We start from the raw sequence: 20,035 nt of genomic DNA on the forward strand, positions 1-20,035 counted from the left end.
GCCGCCGTGACCACCCCGCCACCGTGACCACCCCGACCAGGCGGCTGCTGCGGTACGCCCCGGCCGTCCGCCGGTTCGTCGTGGTGGGTGCCGCGATCGGGGTGGTCACGGCGCTCCTGGTGATCGCGCAGGCCGAGCTGCTCGCGACGACGGTCGCCGGTGCGTTCCTCGGTGGCGCCGGGCTCGCCGAGCTCATGGGGCCGCTCGTGGCCCTGTCCGCCGTGGTGCTGGGCCGGGCCGCGCTGAGCTGGGGAGCGGAGGTCGCCGCCCAGCGGGCGGCGGCAGCAGCGGTCACGCAGCTGCGGACCGCCGTGCTCGACCACGTGCTGCGACTGGGCCCGCGCCACCCCGGACTCCCCGCCACGGGAGAGCTGGCGACCCTGGCGAGCCGCGGCGTCGACGGCCTCGACGGCTACGTCGGCCGCTACCTCCCCCAGCTGCTCGTCGGTGCCGTGGTGCCGCTCGTCGTGGCCGTCCGGATCCTCACGGCCGACTGGGTCTCGGCGCTGGTCGTGGGCGTCACCATCCCGCTGATCCCGGTGTTCATGGTGCTCATCGGGCTGCACACGCGCGAACGGACGGGCCGGCAGTGGCGCGCGCTGGCGGTGCTGGGCCACCACTTCGTCGACGTCGTCGCCGGGCTCGACGTGCTGACCGCGTACGGCCGCGCGCGGCGGCAGGGGCAGCAGATCGGGGCGATGGCCGAGCGGTACCGCGTGGAGACGATGCGCGGCCTGCGCGTGGCGTTGCTGTCGTCGCTCGTGCTGGAACTGCTGGCCACGCTCTCGGTGGCCCTGGTCGCGGTGTCGGTGGGGCTTCGCCTCGTCGGAGGCCAGCTCGACCTGGCGACCGGGCTGCTGGTGATCATCCTGGCGCCCGAGGTGTACCAGCCGTTGCGCGCCGTGGCCGCCCGGTTCCACGACAGCGCCGAGGGCGCGGTCGCGGCGGAGAGCATCCTCGCGGTGCTGGACACGCCCGGCCCGGAGCCGGTGTCGGGACGAGCGGAGCCCGCCCCCGATCCCGGTGACGGGGAGATCCGGCTCGACGCGGTGGGGGTGGACGGACGCTCCGGACCGGTTCTCGACGCGGTGTCGATCGCGATCGCCCCCGGCGAGGTGCTCGGCCTCACCGGCCCCAGCGGTGCGGGCAAGTCCACGCTGCTCGACCTGCTGCTGGGCTGGCGGCGTCCGGACCGGGGCGCCGTGACCGTCGCCGGGACCGACCTCGCCGACGTGGACCGGGACGACTGGCTGCGCCGCGTCGCCTGGGTGCCGCAGCGTCCGGTGCTGGTCGAGGGCACGGTGGGGGAGAACCTGCGGCTGGGAGCCCCCGACGCCACCGACGCCCGGCTGGCCGCCGTCGCCGCGTCCGTTGCGCTGGGCCTGCCACTGGACACCGCGGTTCACGAGCGCGGGCTGGGGCTCTCCACCGGCCAGCAGCGACGCGTCGCCCTCGCCAGGGCGCTGCTGGCCGACCGCCCGTTGCTCCTGCTCGACGAGCCGACGGAGGGCATCGACGCCGAGTCGGAGGCCGCGCTGCTGCGCGCACTGCCCGCGGCGCTCGCCGGCCGCACGACGGTGGTGGTGAGCCATCGGCGCGCGGTGCTCGGCCTGTGCGACCGGGTGGTCGCGCCCGGGCCGCCGGCTGCCCCGGACCCGGGGGACGCCGTTGCGGACACCGAAGCGGCACCCGCGCCCGGACCGGCTCCGGCCCGTCCGCCGGATCCGGAGCCTGCGGCCGCGGGAGTGCCGCACTCACCGGCCGCCGGACTGCGGGGGCTGCTCGCCGTGGTCCGCCCGCACCGGGGCCGGCTCGCCGTCGCGGTGCTCGCGGGCAGCGGGGCACTCGGGTCGGCGGTCGCGCTCGCGGCCACCTCAGCGTACCTGATCTCGGCCGCGGCACTGCAGCCCCCGGTGCTCACGCTCCTCGTGGCGATCGTCGCGGTGCGCACGTTCGGGATGGCGAAGGGCCTGCTCCGGTACGCCGAGCGGCTGGCGTCGCACGACGTCGCCCTGCGGGTGCTCGCGGTGCTGCGGGTCCGGCTGTGGGACGCGCTCGTCCGGCTGGGGCCTGCCGTGAGCGGGCGGCTGCGGTCGGGCGAGCTGCTGGCCCGGATGGTCGGCGACGTCGATGCCCAGCAGGACGTGCTGGTGCGGGCACTGGTGCCGGCGGCATCCGCCGCTCTGGTGGGAGCCGGCACCGTCACCCTGTTCGCCGTGCTGCTCCCGGAGGCGGCGGTCGTCCTCGCGGCGGGTCTGGTCCTCGCGGGCGTCGTCGCCCCGGCCCTCACCGTGTCGCTCGCCCGGCGGGCGGCCCGGCGCACCGCGGCGGCCAGGGGTGCGGTCGTCAGCGCGGTCGTCGAACTGCTGGACGGGAGCCCGGACCTGCTCGCGTTCGGCGCCGCGGGCGATCGCCGCCGCACGCTGGCCCGGCTCGACGGGCGACTGCTCGCGCTGCACCGGCGCGCGGCCACGGCCACCGGCCTCGGCGTCGCGCTCACGGTGCTGGCCGTCGGGGGAGCCAGCGTGCTGTGCACGGCGTTCGGCGTGGCGGCGGTGCGGGCAGGCGTGCTCCCCGGCACGGTGCTGGCAGTGCTGGCGCTGACCCCGCTGGCCACCGCCGAACTGGTCGCGGCGCTGCCGGACGCCGCGCAACGGCTCGCGACCGCGCTGCCGGCGGCACGTCGGCTCGCCGAGCTGGAACGGGCGCCCGCCGCGGTGTCCGAACCCGACCACCCACGTCCGGTACCGCCGGGGCAGCGCCTGGACACGCACGCGCTCGCCGTCCGGTGGCCGGGTTCGGAGCGGGACGCGGTGGCCGAGGTGGACCTGCGGCTCCCCGCGGGCGAGCGGCTCGTCCTCACCGGCCCGACGGGCAGCGGCAAGACCACGGTGCTGGCCGCGCTCCTGCGCACCCTCGAACCGTGGGCCGGCGCTGTGCACGTCGACGGGATCGACACCCGCGAGGTACTCGGTGACGACCTGCGCGCCCGGATCGCGTGGTGCGGCCCCGCCACCCACCTGTTCGACGCCACCCTGCGGCAGAACCTCCTGCTCGCCCGGCCGGACGCCGCCGAGGACGAGATCGTCCACGCGCTTCGCCGCGCGGGGCTCGGCGACTGGCTGGCCTGCCTGCCCGAGGGGATGGAGACCGCGGTCGGCCGCCACGGTGGTGCCGTTTCCGGCGGCGAGCGGCAGCGCATCGGGCTCGCGCGGGCGCTCCTCGCCGACCGGCCCGTGCTGCTGCTGGACGAGCCGACGGCGCACCTCGACGCCGACACCGCGGCGCTCGTGTGCGCCGACCTGCTGCGGGTGACGACCGGGCGGACGACGCTCGTGGTCACCCACCGCCCGGAGGAGCTACCCGGGCTGCCTCTGGTGAGCCTGCCGGCCCGGACGTCAGCGGCGAGATCGACGTGAGAGTGGTGGTGGCGGTGCTGCGACCACGCTGACGTCGATCTCGGGGCTACGATCACCGCCGGTTGACGACAAGGAGCCGACGATGGCGCAGGACGCGGCAGCGGACACGATCGACGACGGCTCCGGCAACCCGGTCGACCGGCACAACCTCCGCACCGCGGCGTGGGGCGGGCTCATCGGCACCGCGCTCGAGCAGTACGACTTCGTCATCTACGGCACCGCGACCGCCCTCGTCTTCAACCGCATCTTCTTCCCCGACGCGGATCCGGCGGTGGGTGTCATCGCCGGGTTCGCCACCTACGCGGTCGGTTTCCTCGCGCGGCCGCTGGGCGGACTGTTCTTCTCCCGCTACGGCGACCGGCTCGGTCGCAAGTTCGTGCTTGTCGCAACCCTGTTCCTGATGGGCATCTCGACGTTCCTCATCGGTGCGCTGCCGAGCTACGAGCAGGTCGGCGTGCTCGCGCCGGCGCTGCTGGTGGTGCTGCGGCTGTTCCAGGGGTTCGGCGCGGGTGCCGAGCAGGCGGGCGGCGTGGTGCTCCTCGCCGAGACCGCCCCCCGTGAGCGTCGCGGCCGGTACGCCTCGCTCGTGTTCGTGGGCGCGTCGGCGGGCACGGCGCTCGGTGCCGTGGTCTGGATCCTCGTGCAGCTGCTGCCCGACGAGCAGCTACTCGCGTGGGGCTGGCGGCTCGTGTTCTTCTCGAGCGTGTTCGTGACCATCGCCGCGTACATCCTGCGCCGGAAGCTGCGCGACGCGCCCGTCTTCGAGCAGGCGAAACGGGAGCAGGAGCAGGAGCAGGAGCGCGAGGTCCTCGACTCACCGATCAGAAGCGTGTTCACGGTCGGGCGCCGCCCGTTCTTCCGCACCTTCGCGCTGAACATCGGCGGCAACACGCAGTCGTACGTGTTCCAGGTCTTCATCGGCAGCTACCTGATCCAGACCGTCGGGGTCGACTCGCGGCTCGTGCCGCAGGCACTGCTCGTGGGCGCGCTCTTCGGCTGCGTGTCGGCGTTCGTCACCGGCGTGGCATCCGACCGGTTCGGGCGCAGGCCGGTGATCATCGCGGTGGCCGCGTTCCTCGTGGTGTTCCCGGCGCCGGCGTTCCTGCTGCTGGACACCGGCAACCCCGCGCTCGTCGTGCTCGTGATCGTGATCGGCTTCATCTTCGCCGCCTACGGCACCGTGGGCTCGCAGGCCGCCGCGTTCGCCGAGCTCTCGGGATCGCGCTACCGCTACGCGGGCGTCGCGCTCGGACGCGAGTTCTCCGCGGTGCTCGGCGGCGGTATCGCGCCGCTCCTGTCGGGGGTGCTCGTGCAGCTGTTCGCGGGGTGGATCGGGGTCGTGGTCTACATGACGGCGATCATGCTGGTCACCCTCGTCACCGCGATCCGGATGCCGGAGACCCGCGGCCGTGACCTCGGGCTCGAAGCAGACGCCTGACGGCTCCTCCGGCGGTCACGAGGTGCAGCGCTGCCCTGAGTTGAGGCAGTCCACCACCTTGGCCATGAGCGCGTCGGTCATGACGTCCACGTACCCGGCGTGGTCGCTGATGGGGCTGCGCAGCTCCTCGGGGAACGAGTCGACGGCGTACCGGAGGCCCGGCGCGACCGTGTAGGCCACCTCGATGTGCAGCTGTGGCACCGGGAACGTCGCGCTCGGACAGAGCCCGGACGGCCCGGGGTACAGCAGGTGTGAGTGGTGGTTGGGACTGTCGAGGGTCTTGCCGTTCCAACAGCTGGGGAAGTCGAAGACGCGCACCACCTGCTGGCCCGCCGGGCACAGCGGGTACTGCCGGGTGACGTGCGACCGGTCCCCGGAACAGGTCCACTGCACGTGCCCCGTATCGGCCCCGCCTGCGGTCAGCCCGTGCGGGTTGCCCTCGAGCACCCGCAGGAAGCGCGGCATCGGCACGACGTTGCTCACCGGACTGCCGCGGAACTCCACGAGCACCGAGTCCGGGATCCGCACGCGAAGGTTGTCGCCGTTGGTGGCGGTGGCCGCCGCCCCGTCGGACACCAGCAGAACGGGCCAGAAATACGTCGAGCGGTCGCCGTCGGCGCACGTCGTGGCCGCCGCCGCGAGGCTGTCGTCGGTGGAGAAGGCGTTCGTGGAGACGTTGCCGACGTAGTCGTGGGCGTGGTGAGCGCCTCCGGACTCGCCAGGGCTGGTGATCAGGTTGTCGGCGTTGCGGATGCCCTGCTGGTTACGGCCGCAGTCCTGGCTGAACGTGCCGGTCGAGCCCGTGCTCGTGGCTGCCGGGGGTGGCGGCACGGGTGCCATGTCGGCGATGTTCACGAAGTCCGCGGCGGCCGGCCCCTCGTGGTCGCCGTGGTCGCCGCCCCCGCCCCCGACGTCGCACGAGACCAAGGCCGCCCAGAGGATCACGACGACCGCGATGACCGCGTACTCGGCCCACGCGGAACGGACCGGCCTGCCCCCCGAACCGATCACCGCGTTCCTTCCCCTGTCAGCGGGGTCCCGATCGCACGGACCATGTGATCACTGGACCCGAGGTTAGGCCTCTGTTCCGGGCGCCGTCGCCGCAGCCTCGCCTTCCGGACGGATCCGTAATGATCAACCGGTCCGGGCCCCGCGGGTCAGCGGGCAGGCCGGTGGCCGGGAACAACCGCTCTAGCAGCAGGTGCACCCGGGCGCGCAGCCGCGACCGCTCCCGCGCAGCGCGCCGTCGGCGGCGTTTTCGTCGCCTGGGTTGTTCTCGTCACTCAGCAGGACGGGCGGGCAGCAGGTCTCGCCACGCAACGCCTCGCGACCCTCCCGGACGGCGACGACGGCCAGCCCCAGCGCGACGACCGGGTCGGCCCACCACCAGCCGAGCGCCGCGTTGAGCACGAGCCCGACGAGGACACCGACCGACAGGTAGGTGCACAGCAGCGTCTGTTTCGAGTCGGCCACCGCGCTGGCCGAGCCGAACTCACGGCCGGCGCGCCGCTGTGCCCACGACAGCACCGGCATGATCACCACGCTCACCGCGACCAGCACGATCCCGACGGTCGAGTGCTCCGCCCGATCGCCACCGATGAGTGCGCGCAGCGCCTCCACGGTCACGTAGGCGGCGAGCGCGAAGAACGAGCCGGCGATGACCCGCAGTGTCACCTGCTCCCGGCGTTCGGGGTCCGGGGCCGCGAACTGCCACGCCACCGCGGCAGCGGAGCCGACCTCGATGACCGAGTCCAGGCCGAAGCCGACGAGCGCGACCGACGAGGCGATCGTCCCCGCGGTGACCGCTACGACCGCCTCGACGACGTTGTAGGTGATCGTCGCGGCGACGAGCAGCCGGATCCGGCGGCGCAGGACGGCCCGGCGGTCCGGAGCGACGGCCGGCCGGCTCACGGCGCAGCCTCGACCGGCTCGCCGTACACCGGGCAGAGCGCCACCGCGTCGCCGGTCTCGGTGAGCAGCCGCTCCGCGCTGCGCAGCAGGTCGATCAGCTCCGGGCGGGTCAGGGAGTAGAACGACTGCCGGCCCTCGGTGCGGAAGTCCACCAGCCGGCAGTCCCGCAGGCACGCGAGGTGCTTCGAGACGGTCGACTGGGCCAGGCCGAGCACTCGCGTCAGGTCGACGACCCGGGCTTCGCCCTCGGCGAGCCGCCGCACGATGGCCAACCGCGCCGGATCACCCAGCGACCGGAACAGCGCCACGGCCGGTGTCAGGTCGTCCCCGCAACAATCCATCGCCACACGGCGATGCTAGCGCCGTGTGGCGATGATCGGAAGTCAGGCGGACACGAGTCCGACCCAGTAGGGCCAGAAGGCGTTCGCGATCATCGCGGCGATGACGAGGAACCAGGCGGCGAGAACCGTCGAGTGGTAGCGGGCCACCAGGACGACGGGTCCTCGCCACCGGGCCGGGAGCGGGAACCGCCCCGTCGTGAGGTTGTGCAGCGTCAGGTACCAGAAGGCGGCGATCGTGACGACCCAGACCACCATGCAGTAGGGGCAGAGCGCCCCGATGCTGTAGAGGCTCGCCGCGATCAGCCAGTGCACGAACACCACCCCGGCGGTGGCTCCGCCCTGCAGGGCCAGCCAGTACCAGCGCGGAAGCGACGCACCGGTGAGGACGACAACGCCCGTGGTGACGACGACGGGAAACGCGACCAGCCCGATGAGGGGGTTGGGGAACCCGAGCACCTCCGCCTGCGGGGACGCCATCACGGGGCCGCAGGACAGCAGCGGGCTGATCGAGCAGCTCGGCACGTACGCCGGGTCCTTCAGCAGCGCGATCCGGTCGAGCGTCAGGGCCAGTGCCGCGAGTGCGCCGACCGTCCCACCGACGGCGAGGACCCATCCGATCGCCCGGCCGAGGAACCGGACGTGCGGTTCGGCAGCTGTGGACGGGGTGCTCGGCCCGGGAGGGCTCCCGCCGGTGGAGATCGCTGTCGGTGCCGCCATCGTCACGTCGCCTCGGTGAGGGCGCGGTCGAGGGCGGCGCGCAGGTCGTCGGTGGTGCGGGGGTCGAGGCGGGTGCCGTTGACGAAGAACGTCGGGGTGCCCTCCACCCCGAGGGTGATCCCGTCGTTCTGGTCGGAGCGGACCCGCTCCAGGGTGGCCGGATCGGCCACGGTCCGGTCGTACGCGGCCAGGTCCAGGCCGAGGTCAGCGGCGAAGCCCCGGAAGACGCCGGCCTTCGACTCCCGCTGCTCGCCCCACTCGGGCTGGGTCTGGTACATCCGCTGGTACATCGCTTCCAGCCGGCCCTGGCGGGCAGCGGCCTCCACGGCGACGGCGGCGTTCTCGGCGTTGGCGTGGCTGGGGATCGGGAAGTAGCGCAGCACGAAGCTCACCCGGCCCTCGTACTCCGCCCGCAGTTGCTCGACCGCGGGGAACACGGCGCGGCAGGCCTCGCACTCGAAGTCGAGGAACTCCACGAACGTGACCTTGCCGTCGGGAGCGGTGGACAGCAGATGGCTGTCGGGACGGACCAGGAGCTCCGCCGGCGCCACGGCTCCGGGTGCGGTTTCCTGTGCCACGTCATCGGCGGGGGCGGTCGGTCCGGACAGCGTCAGCGCGACCACGAAGCCGATCGTCGCGGCGACGACGAGCCCGACCGTCAGTACCACGTTTCTGTTCATGAGCTGGGTCTTCCTCGGGGTTCGAAGGGAGTCGAGGACATGCGCCGGCGTACGTCCGGACACGTCGGAGGAGCCGGTGGACGGCTCCGGGGGCGGCAGCGGGGTCGCGGCGGCGACGCTCTGCTGCTCGGACGGCTGATCAGACGCGGACGATGCCCAGCGACTGCAAGAGGTGGCGACCGACCGGCGCGCGCCGGCGAGCCCACGGGGGACCGTCCGGGCCGCGCCGGGACGGCGGGGCGACGAGGAGGCCGACGAGCAGCACGGCCACCGCGGCACCCACGGCGAGCACGCCACGGTCGCGGGGCGCCAGGCGCTGCGCCGCCCCGACGACACCGTGCGTGGGCCCGCAGAGCACGTCGTGCGTGGGAGCACCGTGCTGGCAGGCGGCGGTCGGCGCGGCCGGGGCCGGGCCGGGGTCGGACGACGAGAGCGCCGCGCCGATGCCGCCCTGGACGAGCAGCAGGAGTGCGAGCACGAGGCGGACGGTCCACCGCGCCGAGAGCGCGGGCCCTCGGCGGCTGGGTCTCACGGCGGCGCTGCTCACAGTGGCGGCGACGGTAGCAAGGCTCCGCCGCACCCGATCGGGGGACCGGCGGCAGAGGCGCCCCGGGCCGGTTGCAGCAAAGCCACGTTCATGCAACGACGTGGCATGAACGTGGCTTTGCTGCAGTTCGGAGGAGCGGTCAGCTGCCGGCGTTGTTGCGGTCCAGCTCCGCTGCCTGCTCCTTGGCCTCCGGGACCGGCTGGTGCGGCGTCGTGTCCGTGGCCGGAGCGCCCGGCGCGTGGACGACCGAGGGGTCGCGCCGGGCCTTGATCAGGCTCGCGACGGTGGTGATGATCAGTACGCCGATGATCACGCTGAGCGAGAGCTCGATGCCGACCGTGGGGACGGGCACCGGCTCGCCGCCGTTGATGAACGGCAGGTTGTTCTCGTGCAGTGCCTCGAGCACCAGCTTCACGCCGATGAAGGCGAGGATCACCGACAGCCCGTAGGACAGGTAGACCAGCCGGCTGAGGAGTCCGCCGAGCAGGAAGAACAGCTGCCGCAGGCCCATCAGCGCGAACGCGTTGGCGGTGAAGACGAGGAAGGGCTCCTGCGTGAGGCCGAAGATGGCGGGGATCGAGTCGAGCGCGAACAGCAGGTCGGTGAAGCCGATCGCCAGCATCACCATCAGCATCGGCGTGACCAGGCGCTTGCCGTTGACCCTGGTGAACAGCTTGGTGCCGTGGAAGTCGTCGCTGACCGGCAGGTACTTGCGCAGCAGCCGCACCGGCGCCGGTTCGCCGCCATCGTGCTCGGTGCCCTGACGCGCCAGGTTGACGGCCGTGACGACGAGGATGACCGCGAACAGGTAGAACACCCAGCTGAACGCCGCGATCGCGGCGGCCCCGATGGCGATGAAGATGCCGCGCATCACCAGCGCGATCACGATGCCCACGAGCAGCACGCGGTGCTGGTGCTCCGACGGCACGCTGAACGCGGCCATGATCACGACGAACACGAACAGGTTGTCCACCGACAGCGAGTACTCGGTGATGTACCCGGCGAAGAACTCGCCGGCGTAGCCACCTCCCGCGAAGAACCAGATCCCGATGCCGAAGACCACCGCGAGGGCCACGTAGAAGAGCACCCAGCGGGTGGCCTCCCGGATCGTGACGGTGTGCGGTTTGTGATCGACGAGGAAGAGGTCGGCGACGATGATCGCCAACAGGCCGCCGATGGTGGCGAACCACAGCCAGGTGGGCACGTTCACAGGTGGAACCTCCGGGTGTCTCGGGCAACACGAAGCGGCCCGAGGTCTCTCCCACCAGCCCCAGGAGCGTATACAGGCTGATCGATGGCGCCGGGGACCGACAGGCGATCGGTTCCGTGCTGACGACGCCACCGCCGACGGGATACTCCCCTGCGGTGCGGTGCTATCGAACCATGTTACGGGCCCAGGACCGATTGCGAGTGACGTGGGACACGCGAAGATCGTCCGGAGTGTCCGTCTGCGTGCCGGTGTTCACCCGCCGGTCACGCGGCCTCGCGCTGGAGTTCGAGGCCGCTCTGCGTGCGGAGCGGGATCTCCTTGATGGCGAGGACCGCCGCCAGGGTGATCACGGACAGCACCGCCGCGACCAGGAAGATCTGGGCGGTGGCGTCGCCGTACGCGGCCCGGACGATGTCGGCGAGCACCTCGGGCAGCTCGTTGAGGTTCCCGATGCCGACGCTGCTCACGTCGCCACCGGCCGGAACCGGCACCCCGGCGGCACCGATGCCGCGCACCGTCAGGTCGGTCACGCGCGCGGCGAGCACGGCTCCGAGCACGGACACGCCCACCGTCCCGCCCATCGAGCGGAAGAAGGAGACGGTGGAGGTGGCCGCTCCGAGATCGGAGCCGGCCACCGTGTTCTGCACGGCGAGCACGAGGTTCTGCATCGTCATGCCCATCCCCGTGCCGAGCAGGAAGAGGTAACTGCCGAGCAGGACGAGGTTGGTCGTGTGGTCGATGGTGGCGAGCAGCGCGAAGCCGGCGACCATCAGGATCGATCCGCCGACGAGGAAGCCCTTCCACCGTCCGAGGCGGGTGATGAGCATGCCGGACACCGTCGACGAGATCATCGAGCCGATGATCATCGGGAGGGTGAGCAGGCCGGCCGCGGTGGGGGAGTGGCCGCGGGCGATCTGGAAGTACTGGCCGAGGAAGACGGCGCCGCCGAAGAGCGCCACACCGACGGCGATGCTCGCGACGACGGCCAGCGTGGTGGTGCGGTCACGGAAGAGCCGCAGCGGGATGATCGGCTCCTTCGCCCTGGTCTCCACGAGCACCGCGGCGCCCAGCAGGACGACGCCGAGCCCGACGAGCAGGAGCGACGTGCGCGATCCCCACGCGAACTCGGTGCCGGCCAGCGTCACCCAGATGAGCAGGTCGCAGACCCCGCCTGCGATGAGCGCCGCGCCCAGGTAGTCGATGTGGACCGGGCGCTTGACCACGGGGATGTTGAGGGTGCGCTGGACCACGACGAGTGAGATCAGCGCGAGCGGGGCGCCGACGAAGAAGCACCAGCGCCAGCCGAGCCAGCTGGTGTCGACGATGACGCCGCCGATCAGTGGTCCGGCCACCGTGGCGACGGACATCACGGCCGCGATCGGGCCGGTGTATCGGCCGCGTTCCCGCGGGCTGATCATCGCGGCGATCGTGATGATCACCAGCGACTGCAGCCCGCCGAGCCCGAGGCCCTGCACGGCCCGCCAGGCGATCAGGGTGTCGACCGACTGCGACAGGCCGGCGAGCACCGAGCCGGCCGTGAAGATCAGGATGGAGAGCTGGACGAGCAGCTTCTTGCTGAACAGGTCGGCGAGCTTGCCCCAGATCGGCGTGCTGGCGGTGGAGGACAGCAGGGTCGCGGTGATGACCCACGTGTACTGGCTCTGCGTGCCGTGCAGGCTCGTGATGATCGTCGGCAGGGCGTTCGACACGATCGTCGAGGACAGGAACGCGGTGAACATCGCCAGCAGCATCCCGGAGAGCGCCTCGATGATCTGCCGATGTGTCATCCGGCCGCTCTCCTCCGGGGTCACCGGTTCGGCGGGGCCGGGCACTGCCGGCGTGGGCGAGGCGCCGGGCACTCCGTCGGTGGAGGTCGCCACAGGTCGTTCTCCTCGTGCGTTTCGGGGGTGTGGGAGCGGTGCCGCGGTCGGTGCCGTGTCCGTCAGGGGGCGGTGGGCGCGGTCGGGCGCCCGAGCTGCGGCAGCGGCGACGTCGAGGCCTGCCGCAGGTCGTGGGTCAGGCGGTGGAGCGCTGCGACGAGGTCCTGGGCGTCGTCGTCGTCCCAGCCCCCGAGTGCCTGCGCGACCCACGCCACCCACTCGGTCCGGTAGCGGTCGAGTGCGTCGCGACCGGCGGCCGTGATGCACAGGAGCTGGGCGCGGCCGTCGACGGGGTCGGGCCTGCGGCCGGCGAAACCGGCCCTGGTCAGCGCCGCGACCTGTCGGCTCATCACCGACGGGTCCACGGCGAGGCGTTCGGCCAGTTGACCCAGCCGCTGCTCGCCGTCGCGCTCGAGGACGGCGAGCGTGGTGGCCGACGAGCCCGGCAGCTCCCCGAAATGTCCGGCCTGCCGGGTGGACCGTCCGGTGCGGACGGCCGTCCGCAGGGCGTCGACCAGATCCGCGGCGGTCGTCGACGCGATCACGGCCACCTCCATGTGGTTGATACATGCAACCATACGCCCGTTAGTTGCGAGTATCAACCTTCCTGGGTCAGGCGACGCCCGCCTGGCCAAGCTTCGCGAGGAGCGTGGTCAGCTGCGTGATGTCGTCGCGAGCCCACCCGGCCAGCGCGTCCTCCCACCGGGCCCGCCGGTCGGCCTGGAGCTCTGCCAACCTCGCGCGTCCCGACGGGGTGAGAGCGACGAGGCGGGCCCTGGCGTCGCTCGGGTCGACGGTCCGCTCCACCACGCCGGCGCGGACAGCGGCGTCGACCTGACGGCTGATCGTCGATTTGTCGAGGAGCAGGGCGGCACCCAGCTCGGACATGCGCATCGAGGAGGTGCGGTCGAGCAGGACCACGAGGGGATACGCCGTGGGGTCCAGGTGGGGGTCCAGTGCGCGGGCTCCGTCGCGCGCCGAGGCCCTGGCGCGCCGGAGGAGCGCGGCCAGCTCCTCCTCCAGCGCCGGAAGGATGTCCTCGTGCGCCACCGTCATCTCCTCCCTCCGTGCACCGCCGGTCCGGAGATGGTCCCAGGCGCCCGGAGACCGGCCCCGGCGGAGCGGCTCGTCAGTCGCCGCAGGCCTTCCCCTCCACCAGGGCCACGGCGATCTCGACGTACTCATGGATGAGCGGGCTCTCGCGGGACTTGTCCCAGGCCAGGCAGACCTGGTTGGGCCCGATGTCGTCGATCGGGACGGAGGTGATGTCGGGGCGCGTGTAGAAGGTGGCGGTGGACAGCGGGAGGACCGACAGCCCTCGCCCGGCCGCGACGTGCTCGAGCTTCTCCTCCACCGTGTACGCCACCGGGGGAGCCGCCACCGGCCGGCCGCTGCGCAGCTCCACGGCGATGTCGCGCCACTCGGGCACCGCGTCCGGGTGCTGCAGCAGGTGCTCGGCGGCGAGGTCGGAGATGCTGATCCCGTCCTTGGCGGCCAGCGGGTGGTCGAGCGGCAGCACGGCGACGCGCGGCTCGGCGAGCAACGAGCGGATCCCCAACCCCTGCTGGTCGACCGGCAGGCGCACGTAGCTCACGTCGACCCGCCCGTCGAGGACGACATCGGTCTGGTCGGTCCAGCTCGTCCGGAGCACATCGACGGTGAGACCGGGGTGCCGCGCCGCGAGGACCCGGACGGCCGGCGTGACGATGAGTCCGGGCATGAAGCCCACCGTGAAGGTCTCGGGCCCCCGCCCGGCCTGGCGCACCCTGTGCTGCAGCGCCGCGGCGCTCGCGAGCAGCGGGCGGGCGTCGGCGAGTAGCTGCTCGCCCGCCCGCGTCAGCTCGGTGGAGCGCTTGGTGCGGTCGAACAGCTGGGTCTTGAGCTCCACCTCCAACGCCCGGATCTGGCGCGACAGCACGGGCTGGGCGATGTGGAGAACCGCCGCGGCGCGCCCGAAGTGCAGGTGCTCGGCGACCGCGACGAAGTAGCGGAGCTTGCGCAGGTCCACGTCCATGGTGTTCACCCCTCTCCCCGGGATACCTCCAGGGTATTGCTGACGCGGAAAGAGGTCTTGGACGTGATGACGTGTCCCGTCACAACCTGAGGTCAGACAGTTACGTCCGCCGCGTGCTCCGGGATCCCGACCCGGGCGGCCACCCGGCGCACCGCACGACCAAGTTCGAGGAGAACGCTGTGTCCCGCATCCTGATCACCGGCTCGTCCGACGGGCTGGGCCTCCAGGCGGCGCGCCTGCTCATCGCGGCAGGCGACGATGTCGTCCTGCACGCCCGCAACGCCGCCCGAGCGGAGGACACAGCTGCTGCGGCCCCGGGAGCGGCAGGCGTGCTCGTCGGCGACCTGTCGAGCATCGAGCAGACCACCGCGCTCGCGGCCGACGCGAACGCATCGGGTCCCCTCGACGCCGTGATCCACAACGCCGCGGTGGGCTACCGCGAACCGCGACGCATCGAGACGGTCGACGGGCTGGCCCACGTCTTCGCCGTCAACGTCCTGGCCCCCTATCTGCTCACCGCACTGGTCACGCCGCCCCGGCGACTGGTGTACCTGAGCTCCGGGATGGCGACCGGTGGCGACCCCGCCCTGGACGACCTGCAGTGGACCCGGCGCCGGTGGGACGGCGCCCAGGCCTACTCCGACTCGAAGTTGTTCGACGCGGTGCTCGCCTTCGCGGTGGCCCGCCGCTGGCCGGGCGTGCTGTCCAACGCCGTCGAACCGGGCTGGGTGCCGACCAGGATCGGTGGCCCCGGTGCCCCGGACGACCTGGTGCAGGCTCCGGTCACCCAGGCGTGGCTCGCCGCGAGCAAGGATCCGGAAGCCAGGGTGAGCGGCCGGTACTTCTACCACCTGCGCAGGAGGGCGACCCACCCCGCGGCCCGGGACGAGACGGTGCAGGAGGGCTTCCTCGCCGCGTGCGCCGAGCTCACCGGCGTGAAGCTGGGATCCGGTCCCACCGTGGCGGAGCGCCCGATCTGACGCTCCGGTGAGCGGCACGGCTCAGCCGCGCCGGGCCTGGATCAACCACGTCGCCGACTCGTACAGCACGCCCCGGTCGGTCCGGTGCTCGGCCATGTCGGCCAGCAGGGCGTCGAGGGTGCGGGCCCGGGTGCCGGCGTCGAGGTCGCGGAGCATCCCGGCCTGCTGCCCGGCGACGAACCGGCACGCGTCCTCGGGGTCGGGGCCGAAGTACATCGGCCCGGTGAGGCTCTGCAGGTGCACGTCCGTGAAGCCGCCCGCCGTCAGGACCTGGCGCACCCGCTCGGGATCGCTCAGCGAGAACGGGCCGGGTGCGTCCGGTGGTGGGGCGGGCAGGTCACGGCCGGCAGCGAAGATCGCGCCGAACGTGCTGATCCATTCGTTGTCCCGGGCTGGTTGCCAGGTCAGGAGGACGAGGCGCCCGCCAGGCCGCAGGGACCGCGCGATGTTGGCGAAAGCGGCGGGGGCGTCGCCGAAGAACATGGACCCGTGGCGACTGACCGCGATGTCGAACGACTGCTCGGGAAAGGGCTGGACCTGCACGTCGGCCTGCCGGAACCGCGCGTTGGCCACCTGCTCCCGCTCGGCCAGCCCGCGCGCGAGCTCCACCATCCGGGACGACAGGTCCACTCCGAGCGCCGACCCGGCGGATGCGCGCCGCGCCGCGTCGCGCGTCGTCTGCCCGGTGCCGCACCCGACGTCGAGCACCGAATGCGACGTGCCGATCTCCGCCGCGTCGAGGAACCGGCCGTGGTAGCAGGCGACACCCTCGTCGTAGCGCTCGGCATGAGTGACCCAGTGCGATCCTCTGTCGCCGTCCCAGGCCGAGAGCTGCTCGGCGTTGGACGGATCGGTCGGTACGGCGGTGCTGCCCACGGATTCATGTCCCACGCCCGCAGTCTCGGGCATCGCCGTCGGGGAGCCCACCGATATCGCCCGGGCCCCCGGGCGGGCTCACGACGCGGCGCTCCTCCCGGCCGGACCACCGGAGGACCGGACCGCTTCGGCCTCGCCGTGGTCGTCAGGGGCAGCGCCCCCGCCGAGGTCCTGGAGGACGCCGTCGTGCAGGTCGACGGTCCGCGTGGCCAGCCGGATGAGGGCGGGCCGGTGGGTGGTCATCACGACCGTGCGGCCGGTGACGAGGCGGGTCAGTGCCTGCACCACGACCCGTTCGGCCTGGGAGTCGAAGCCCGCGGTGGGCTCGTCGAGCAGCACGACGGGGGCGTCGAGGAGCAGGGCCCGAGCGATCCCGACGCGTTGGCGCTGGCCACCCGAGAGCCCGACCCCACCGTCCCCGAGCCGGGTGTCGAGCCCGTCGGGCAGATCGTCGGCGAAGTCCGAGACCAGCGCGGTCTGCGCCGCCTTGGCGACCTCCTCCGGCGTGGCGTCGGGGCGGGCGTAGCGGATGTTCTCCGCGAGGGTGCCGGAGAACAGGAAGGTGTCCTGGAGCACCACGGCCACCTGCCGGTGGCGCCACGACTCGGGCAGGTGGGTCATGCGGTGGCCGTCGAGGTAGAGATAGCCGTGGGTCGGCTGGTAGAGCCCGGCGATGAGGGCGAGCACCGTGGACTTGCCCGCCCCGTTCGGACCGAGCAGGGCCACCCGCTCACCGGGCCGGATGGTGAGGTCGAGATGGTGCAGGACCGGGCCGCGGCCGTAGTCGAGGACCACGTCCTGGAGGTCGATCCGGCCGGCCGCCCGCGCGGGCAGCCGGCGCGCCCGGCCGTTCGGTGGCGGCGTCCGGGCCAGGATGTCGGCGACGCGTTCCGCCGAGGCCGCGCCCTGCGTGAAGGTGATCGAGAGCTTCGACAGCCCGCGCACCGGTTTGATCATGTCGCGCAGGTAGCTCGTGACGACGACGAGCAGTCCGACGCTCCACCACCCGTCGAGTACGCCGATGCCGCCGACCCACAGCAGCACGCCCGTACCCACGGCGGTGATGCCCTCCAGGAGCGGTGTGAACCGGGCCCGCAGCTCGACGGCGCGCAGGCCCGCGCTCAGGGTGCTGTCGTTGTCCTGGGCGAAGCGGGCGTCGTGCAGGTCGTGGCTGCCGAAGGCGTGGATGGTCCGGATGCCCTGCAGCGACTCGGCGACGAAGCCGGCGAGGCGGCCTTCGGCGGCCCGTTGCCGGCGGGCGGACAGGCGGATGAGACGCGAGTACCGCGCCGAGCTGAGGAAGACCAGCGGGGCGCACCCCACCGCGATCAGCCCCAGGCGCCAGTCCACCGACAGCAGCACCACCGCGAACCCGACGATGGAGAGCAGGCCGGGGAACAGCGTGGAGAACACCGCGGTGAGGCTGGTCTCGATCCGGTCGGTGTCGGTGGAGACGCGGCTGGTCAGCTCCCCGACGGCGTGCTGGTCGTGGAAGGTCATCGGCAGCCGTTGCAGGTTCGCGAAGGCGTCCCTGCGGATGGCGGCGGTCATCTTCTCGCCCGCGCCGTTCATCACGCGGTCGCCGAGGTAGTCGAAGGCCCCCGAGGCCAGCGTGATGACCAGCACCGCCACGGCCGCGGCGAGCAGCAGGCTCCGGGTCGACCCGCCCACCCACGAGGCGATCAGCGCCGGTGGTCCGTGCGACCCGGCGCCGGGGAACAGGCCGTTGACGACCAGCGCCAGCGGCCAGGGCTGGGCCAGGTCGGCGACCAGCTCGCACATCCGCAGCCCGACCCCGAAGGAGAGCGTGCGCAGGTGCGGGCGGCCGTACGAGCGGAACTGCCAGAGCTGTCGAAGCAGGCCGGCATCGGCTGCTTCCTGGATCATGCGTCCACCAGCCGGGCCTGTCCGGCTCGGGCTGCCCGGCTCAGGTCGGAGTTGCTGATGCCGAGGTGGATCCAGTGCTCTGCCATGGCCCCCAGCACCAGGGGACCGAGGCGCTGGTCGACCTGCACCATGGCGGCAACCAGCCGGGAGAAGTGACGCCGGTCCCGCAACGCCTCCTCCACGAGGCCCTGCCCACCGTCGCGCCCGGCCAGTTCGAGGCCCCGCAGCAGCAGGGAGTCGAAGCGGCCCGGATCGAACCCCGCCTCCGTCACCCGCTGGCGGGCGGTCCAGCACGCCGACGCCCACACGGTGCCGTCGGTGTGCGGGTCGCGGTCCCGGCCGCCCTGGAAGTGCGCCATCGTCCAGCGCCGGTCGAGCTTGCGGCGGCGCTGTTCGCCGTCCGGAACGGCCTGGCGGTGCCAGCCGTAGATGTCGGGGGTGCCGAGCAGGACGGCGGTGAGGACGTCGGCGGTGCCCTCGTCCAGCGCCGTCTTCTTGTTCGTCTGCTGCTGAGGTGGGCGGAGCCCGTTGAGCCGGAAGTCCGCGGTGTGCCGGCAGAGGTGGTGGCCGACCTCGTGACTGACGATGGCCGGGTTGTGCGCGGGTGCGTGGAAGTACCGCCGGGTGTCGGGCGTGCTGACGAAACCGGCGCCACCACCGAGATGGACCTCCCCCGTGGGGCACACCGCCTCGGGATCGGACTGCGCCCCCTGGCCGGGGAGCCGGTAGTGGCCGCCACCCCACCGCCGGGGCTGGTCGTGCATGCCGATCCGCACCACCAGGTGCGGGAGGGGGTGGCCGAGCACGGCAGCGACGAACCGGAGCGCCCGCTGCGTGTGGTACGCCGCGTTGACCACGCCGAACGCTCTCGCCTGCCCGTCCAATGCCGGGCCGACCAGGGGACCGCCCCCCTGGGCCGGGTCGAACACGAGGGACCCGCCGCCGAACAGGTCACCGCCGCGCTCGTCGCGGATCGTGGCCTCGGGCAGGACCAGCTCAGCTGGTCGGATCTCCAGCACGTCCAGATCGACGACCGTGTGCCGTCCCGGTCCGCTGCCTCCGTCCGGAAGGAAGACAGCAGCGCGCATCACGCCGGGACCGCCACACTGTTCAGCAGGTCGAGTGCCCCGCCGGTGATGAGCTCGGACGGGGACAGCACGGGGATCCCGGTCGCCGCAACGGCCTCCCGCGACGCCAGCGGGCTGGCGGTCACCAGGCCACTGATCGCGCGGACCGGGACGCCGGACGCATGCATGATCTCGACACCGGCGACGGCGCTGAGCGCGTCGGCCACGGCCAGGACGGCTCCGTCGGCGAAACCGGGCAGGCACGCCGTCAGCGCACGCGTCTCGGACTGCAGCAGCCCGTCCGCGATCTCCAGCACGACGACGGACGAGCCCCGGCGTACCAGCTCGTCACGGATGCCGACCATCGTGGCCGTCAGCCGCTCCTGCGGGTAGCCGAAGGTGGACGGCATCCCGAAGTCGAGGAAGTCCACCATCTCCGCAGCTCCGGCGTCCTCGTACATCCAGCGGTCCTTGCCGCTGCCGGAACCGGTGACCTTGCCGGCCCCCACCCGCAGGCCCGCTCGCGCCCAGCCCTGCACCAGCGCGGAAGCCGTGGTGGTCTTGCCCGCGTTCATCGAGGAACCCACGACGACGAACGTGCCCAGCTCCGGCGTGGCGGGCGCCGGCAGCGGGACCGCGAAGTCGTCCAACGACACCGGCGCGCCGGTCCGGCCCGTCAGGAAGCCGAGGACCTCGAGCTCAGTGGGCTCGTTCCGGTGCGCGTGCGCGGAAGCCACCTGTCCGATGACCCCACCGGCGGTGAGCAGATGCGCGTTGGTGCTGGTCGGCAGGTAGCCCTCGTAGTAGTCGGTGGCGTACCGGTTGCCGTACGCCCCCACCACGACATCCCCCGGGTAGAGGTGGACCCGCCGGCCGTGGGCGTTCTCCAGGCTGTCGTGCGCGTTGAGGCTCACCACGCGGGCCGCCACGAGATCGCCCAGCCGTGGTTCGCGACTCAGGCTCCCCAACCTGGTCGCTTCACGGTCGGTGACGCCGCGGGTGACGAAGCTCCATTTGGCGTCCGAGAACTGTTGCATTACTTCCCCCTCGCAGAGGTGCTCGGCGAGA

At 72.6% G+C, this 20,035-nt stretch carries 18 protein-coding genes; 3 read left to right on the forward strand and 15 right to left on the reverse strand.

Translation table 11 applies throughout. The features are described from left to right. Nucleotides 1-23 precede the first annotated feature (23 nt). Nucleotides 24-3,419 carry a thiol reductant ABC exporter subunit CydD gene (cydD, locus tag AC5L35_RS27835; RefSeq protein WP_495062666.1) on the forward strand — a complete coding sequence of 1,132 codons (3,396 nt, stop codon included), beginning with the start codon at nucleotides 24-26 and terminating at the stop codon, nucleotides 3,417-3,419. Between the two features lie 82 nt (nucleotides 3,420-3,501). After that, nucleotides 3,502-4,857, forward strand: coding sequence for an MFS transporter (locus AC5L35_RS27840; RefSeq protein WP_495062667.1), 1,356 nt, complete (start codon nucleotides 3,502-3,504; stop codon nucleotides 4,855-4,857). A gap of 15 nt (nucleotides 4,858-4,872) precedes the next feature. Here the strand turns inward: AC5L35_RS27840 and AC5L35_RS27845 are convergent, their stop codons facing one another. From AC5L35_RS27845 to AC5L35_RS27895, 11 genes are all read right to left on the reverse strand, one after another. Beyond that, nucleotides 4,873-5,868 (reverse strand): DUF1996 domain-containing protein, encoded by a 996-nt coding sequence (locus AC5L35_RS27845; RefSeq protein ID WP_495062668.1) that lies wholly within the window; start codon nucleotides 5,866-5,868, stop codon nucleotides 4,873-4,875. A gap of 180 nt (nucleotides 5,869-6,048) precedes the next feature. Next, nucleotides 6,049-6,768, reverse strand: a complete 720-nt coding sequence (locus AC5L35_RS27850) for a cation diffusion facilitator family transporter (protein WP_495062669.1) — start codon at nucleotides 6,766-6,768, stop codon at nucleotides 6,049-6,051. Next, nucleotides 6,765-7,109, reverse strand: a complete 345-nt coding sequence (locus tag AC5L35_RS27855) for an ArsR/SmtB family transcription factor (RefSeq protein WP_495062773.1) — start codon at nucleotides 7,107-7,109, stop codon at nucleotides 6,765-6,767. The genes AC5L35_RS27850 and AC5L35_RS27855 overlap by 4 nt, the downstream gene beginning before the upstream one ends. A gap of 42 nt (nucleotides 7,110-7,151) precedes the next feature. Further along, on the reverse strand, nucleotides 7,152-7,826 hold the full coding sequence (locus tag AC5L35_RS27860; protein WP_495062670.1) for a vitamin K epoxide reductase family protein: 675 nt from the start codon (nucleotides 7,824-7,826) through the stop codon (nucleotides 7,152-7,154). Nucleotides 7,827-7,828: 2 nt separating this feature from the next. Further along, the gene (locus AC5L35_RS27865; RefSeq protein ID WP_495062671.1) at nucleotides 7,829-8,506 is read right to left on the reverse strand and encodes a DsbA family protein; all 678 of its coding nucleotides are present in this window, start codon (nucleotides 8,504-8,506) and stop codon (nucleotides 7,829-7,831) included. 139 nt (nucleotides 8,507-8,645) lie between these two features. Continuing rightward, nucleotides 8,646-9,038, reverse strand: a complete 393-nt coding sequence (locus AC5L35_RS27870; RefSeq protein ID WP_495062672.1) for a hypothetical protein — start codon at nucleotides 9,036-9,038, stop codon at nucleotides 8,646-8,648. 154 nt (nucleotides 9,039-9,192) lie between these two features. Continuing rightward, nucleotides 9,193-10,263 carry a TerC family protein gene (locus AC5L35_RS27875; RefSeq protein ID WP_495062673.1) on the reverse strand — a complete coding sequence of 357 codons (1,071 nt, stop codon included), beginning with the start codon at nucleotides 10,261-10,263 and terminating at the stop codon, nucleotides 9,193-9,195. A 263-nt stretch (nucleotides 10,264-10,526) separates the two neighbouring features. Further along, nucleotides 10,527-12,143, reverse strand: coding sequence for an MDR family MFS transporter (locus AC5L35_RS27880; RefSeq protein ID WP_495062674.1), 1,617 nt, complete (start codon nucleotides 12,141-12,143; stop codon nucleotides 10,527-10,529). A gap of 62 nt (nucleotides 12,144-12,205) precedes the next feature. Then, a complete protein-coding gene (locus AC5L35_RS27885; protein WP_495062675.1) occupies nucleotides 12,206-12,688 on the reverse strand; it encodes a MarR family winged helix-turn-helix transcriptional regulator in 483 nt (160 codons plus the stop codon). A gap of 67 nt (nucleotides 12,689-12,755) precedes the next feature. Then, a complete protein-coding gene (locus AC5L35_RS27890; RefSeq protein ID WP_495062676.1) occupies nucleotides 12,756-13,193 on the reverse strand; it encodes a MarR family winged helix-turn-helix transcriptional regulator in 438 nt (145 codons plus the stop codon). Nucleotides 13,194-13,272: 79 nt separating this feature from the next. Continuing rightward, a complete protein-coding gene (locus AC5L35_RS27895; protein WP_495062774.1) occupies nucleotides 13,273-14,157 on the reverse strand; it encodes a LysR family transcriptional regulator in 885 nt (294 codons plus the stop codon). Nucleotides 14,158-14,270: 113 nt separating this feature from the next. On the opposite strand from AC5L35_RS27895, the gene AC5L35_RS27900 reads away from it, so the two are divergent. Continuing rightward, nucleotides 14,271-15,137: an SDR family NAD(P)-dependent oxidoreductase gene (locus AC5L35_RS27900; RefSeq protein WP_495062677.1), complete on the forward strand. Its 867-nt coding sequence runs from the start codon at nucleotides 14,271-14,273 to the stop codon at nucleotides 15,135-15,137. A 21-nt stretch (nucleotides 15,138-15,158) separates the two neighbouring features. Here the strand turns inward: AC5L35_RS27900 and AC5L35_RS27905 are convergent, their stop codons facing one another. From AC5L35_RS27905 to AC5L35_RS27920, 4 genes are all read right to left on the reverse strand, one after another. Then, nucleotides 15,159-16,028, reverse strand: coding sequence for a class I SAM-dependent methyltransferase (locus AC5L35_RS27905; protein ID WP_495062678.1), 870 nt, complete (start codon nucleotides 16,026-16,028; stop codon nucleotides 15,159-15,161). 63 nt (nucleotides 16,029-16,091) lie between these two features. Then, nucleotides 16,092-17,900, reverse strand: a complete 1,809-nt coding sequence (locus tag AC5L35_RS27910; RefSeq protein WP_495062679.1) for an ABC transporter ATP-binding protein — start codon at nucleotides 17,898-17,900, stop codon at nucleotides 16,092-16,094. Further along, nucleotides 17,897-18,991, reverse strand: a complete 1,095-nt coding sequence (locus AC5L35_RS27915) for a hypothetical protein (protein WP_495062680.1) — start codon at nucleotides 18,989-18,991, stop codon at nucleotides 17,897-17,899. Before AC5L35_RS27915 ends, AC5L35_RS27910 begins: the two co-directional genes overlap by 4 nt. Next, nucleotides 18,988-20,004 carry a P-loop NTPase family protein gene (locus AC5L35_RS27920; RefSeq protein WP_495062681.1) on the reverse strand — a complete coding sequence of 339 codons (1,017 nt, stop codon included), beginning with the start codon at nucleotides 20,002-20,004 and terminating at the stop codon, nucleotides 18,988-18,990. The genes AC5L35_RS27915 and AC5L35_RS27920 overlap by 4 nt, the downstream gene beginning before the upstream one ends. Nucleotides 20,005-20,035 lie beyond the last annotated feature (31 nt).

Source organism: Pseudonocardia sp. OZ21 (assembly GCF_059359135.1).

Coding starts and splice junctions, on each gene's coding strand:
- AC5L35_RS27855 (WP_495062773.1), bottom strand. CDS start 7,109: ATGGATTGTTGCGGGGACGACCTGACACCGGCCGTGGCGCTGTTCCGG.
- AC5L35_RS27860 (WP_495062670.1), bottom strand. CDS start 7,826: ATGGCGGCACCGACAGCGATCTCCACCGGCGGGAGCCCTCCCGGGCCG.
- AC5L35_RS27865 (WP_495062671.1), bottom strand. CDS start 8,506: ATGAACAGAAACGTGGTACTGACGGTCGGGCTCGTCGTCGCCGCGACG.
- AC5L35_RS27840 (WP_495062667.1), top strand. CDS start 3,502: ATGGCGCAGGACGCGGCAGCGGACACGATCGACGACGGCTCCGGCAAC.
- AC5L35_RS27920 (WP_495062681.1), bottom strand. CDS start 20,004: ATGCAACAGTTCTCGGACGCCAAATGGAGCTTCGTCACCCGCGGCGTC.
- AC5L35_RS27910 (WP_495062679.1), bottom strand. CDS start 17,900: ATGATCCAGGAAGCAGCCGATGCCGGCCTGCTTCGACAGCTCTGGCAG.
- AC5L35_RS27895 (WP_495062774.1), bottom strand. CDS start 14,157: ATGGACGTGGACCTGCGCAAGCTCCGCTACTTCGTCGCGGTCGCCGAG.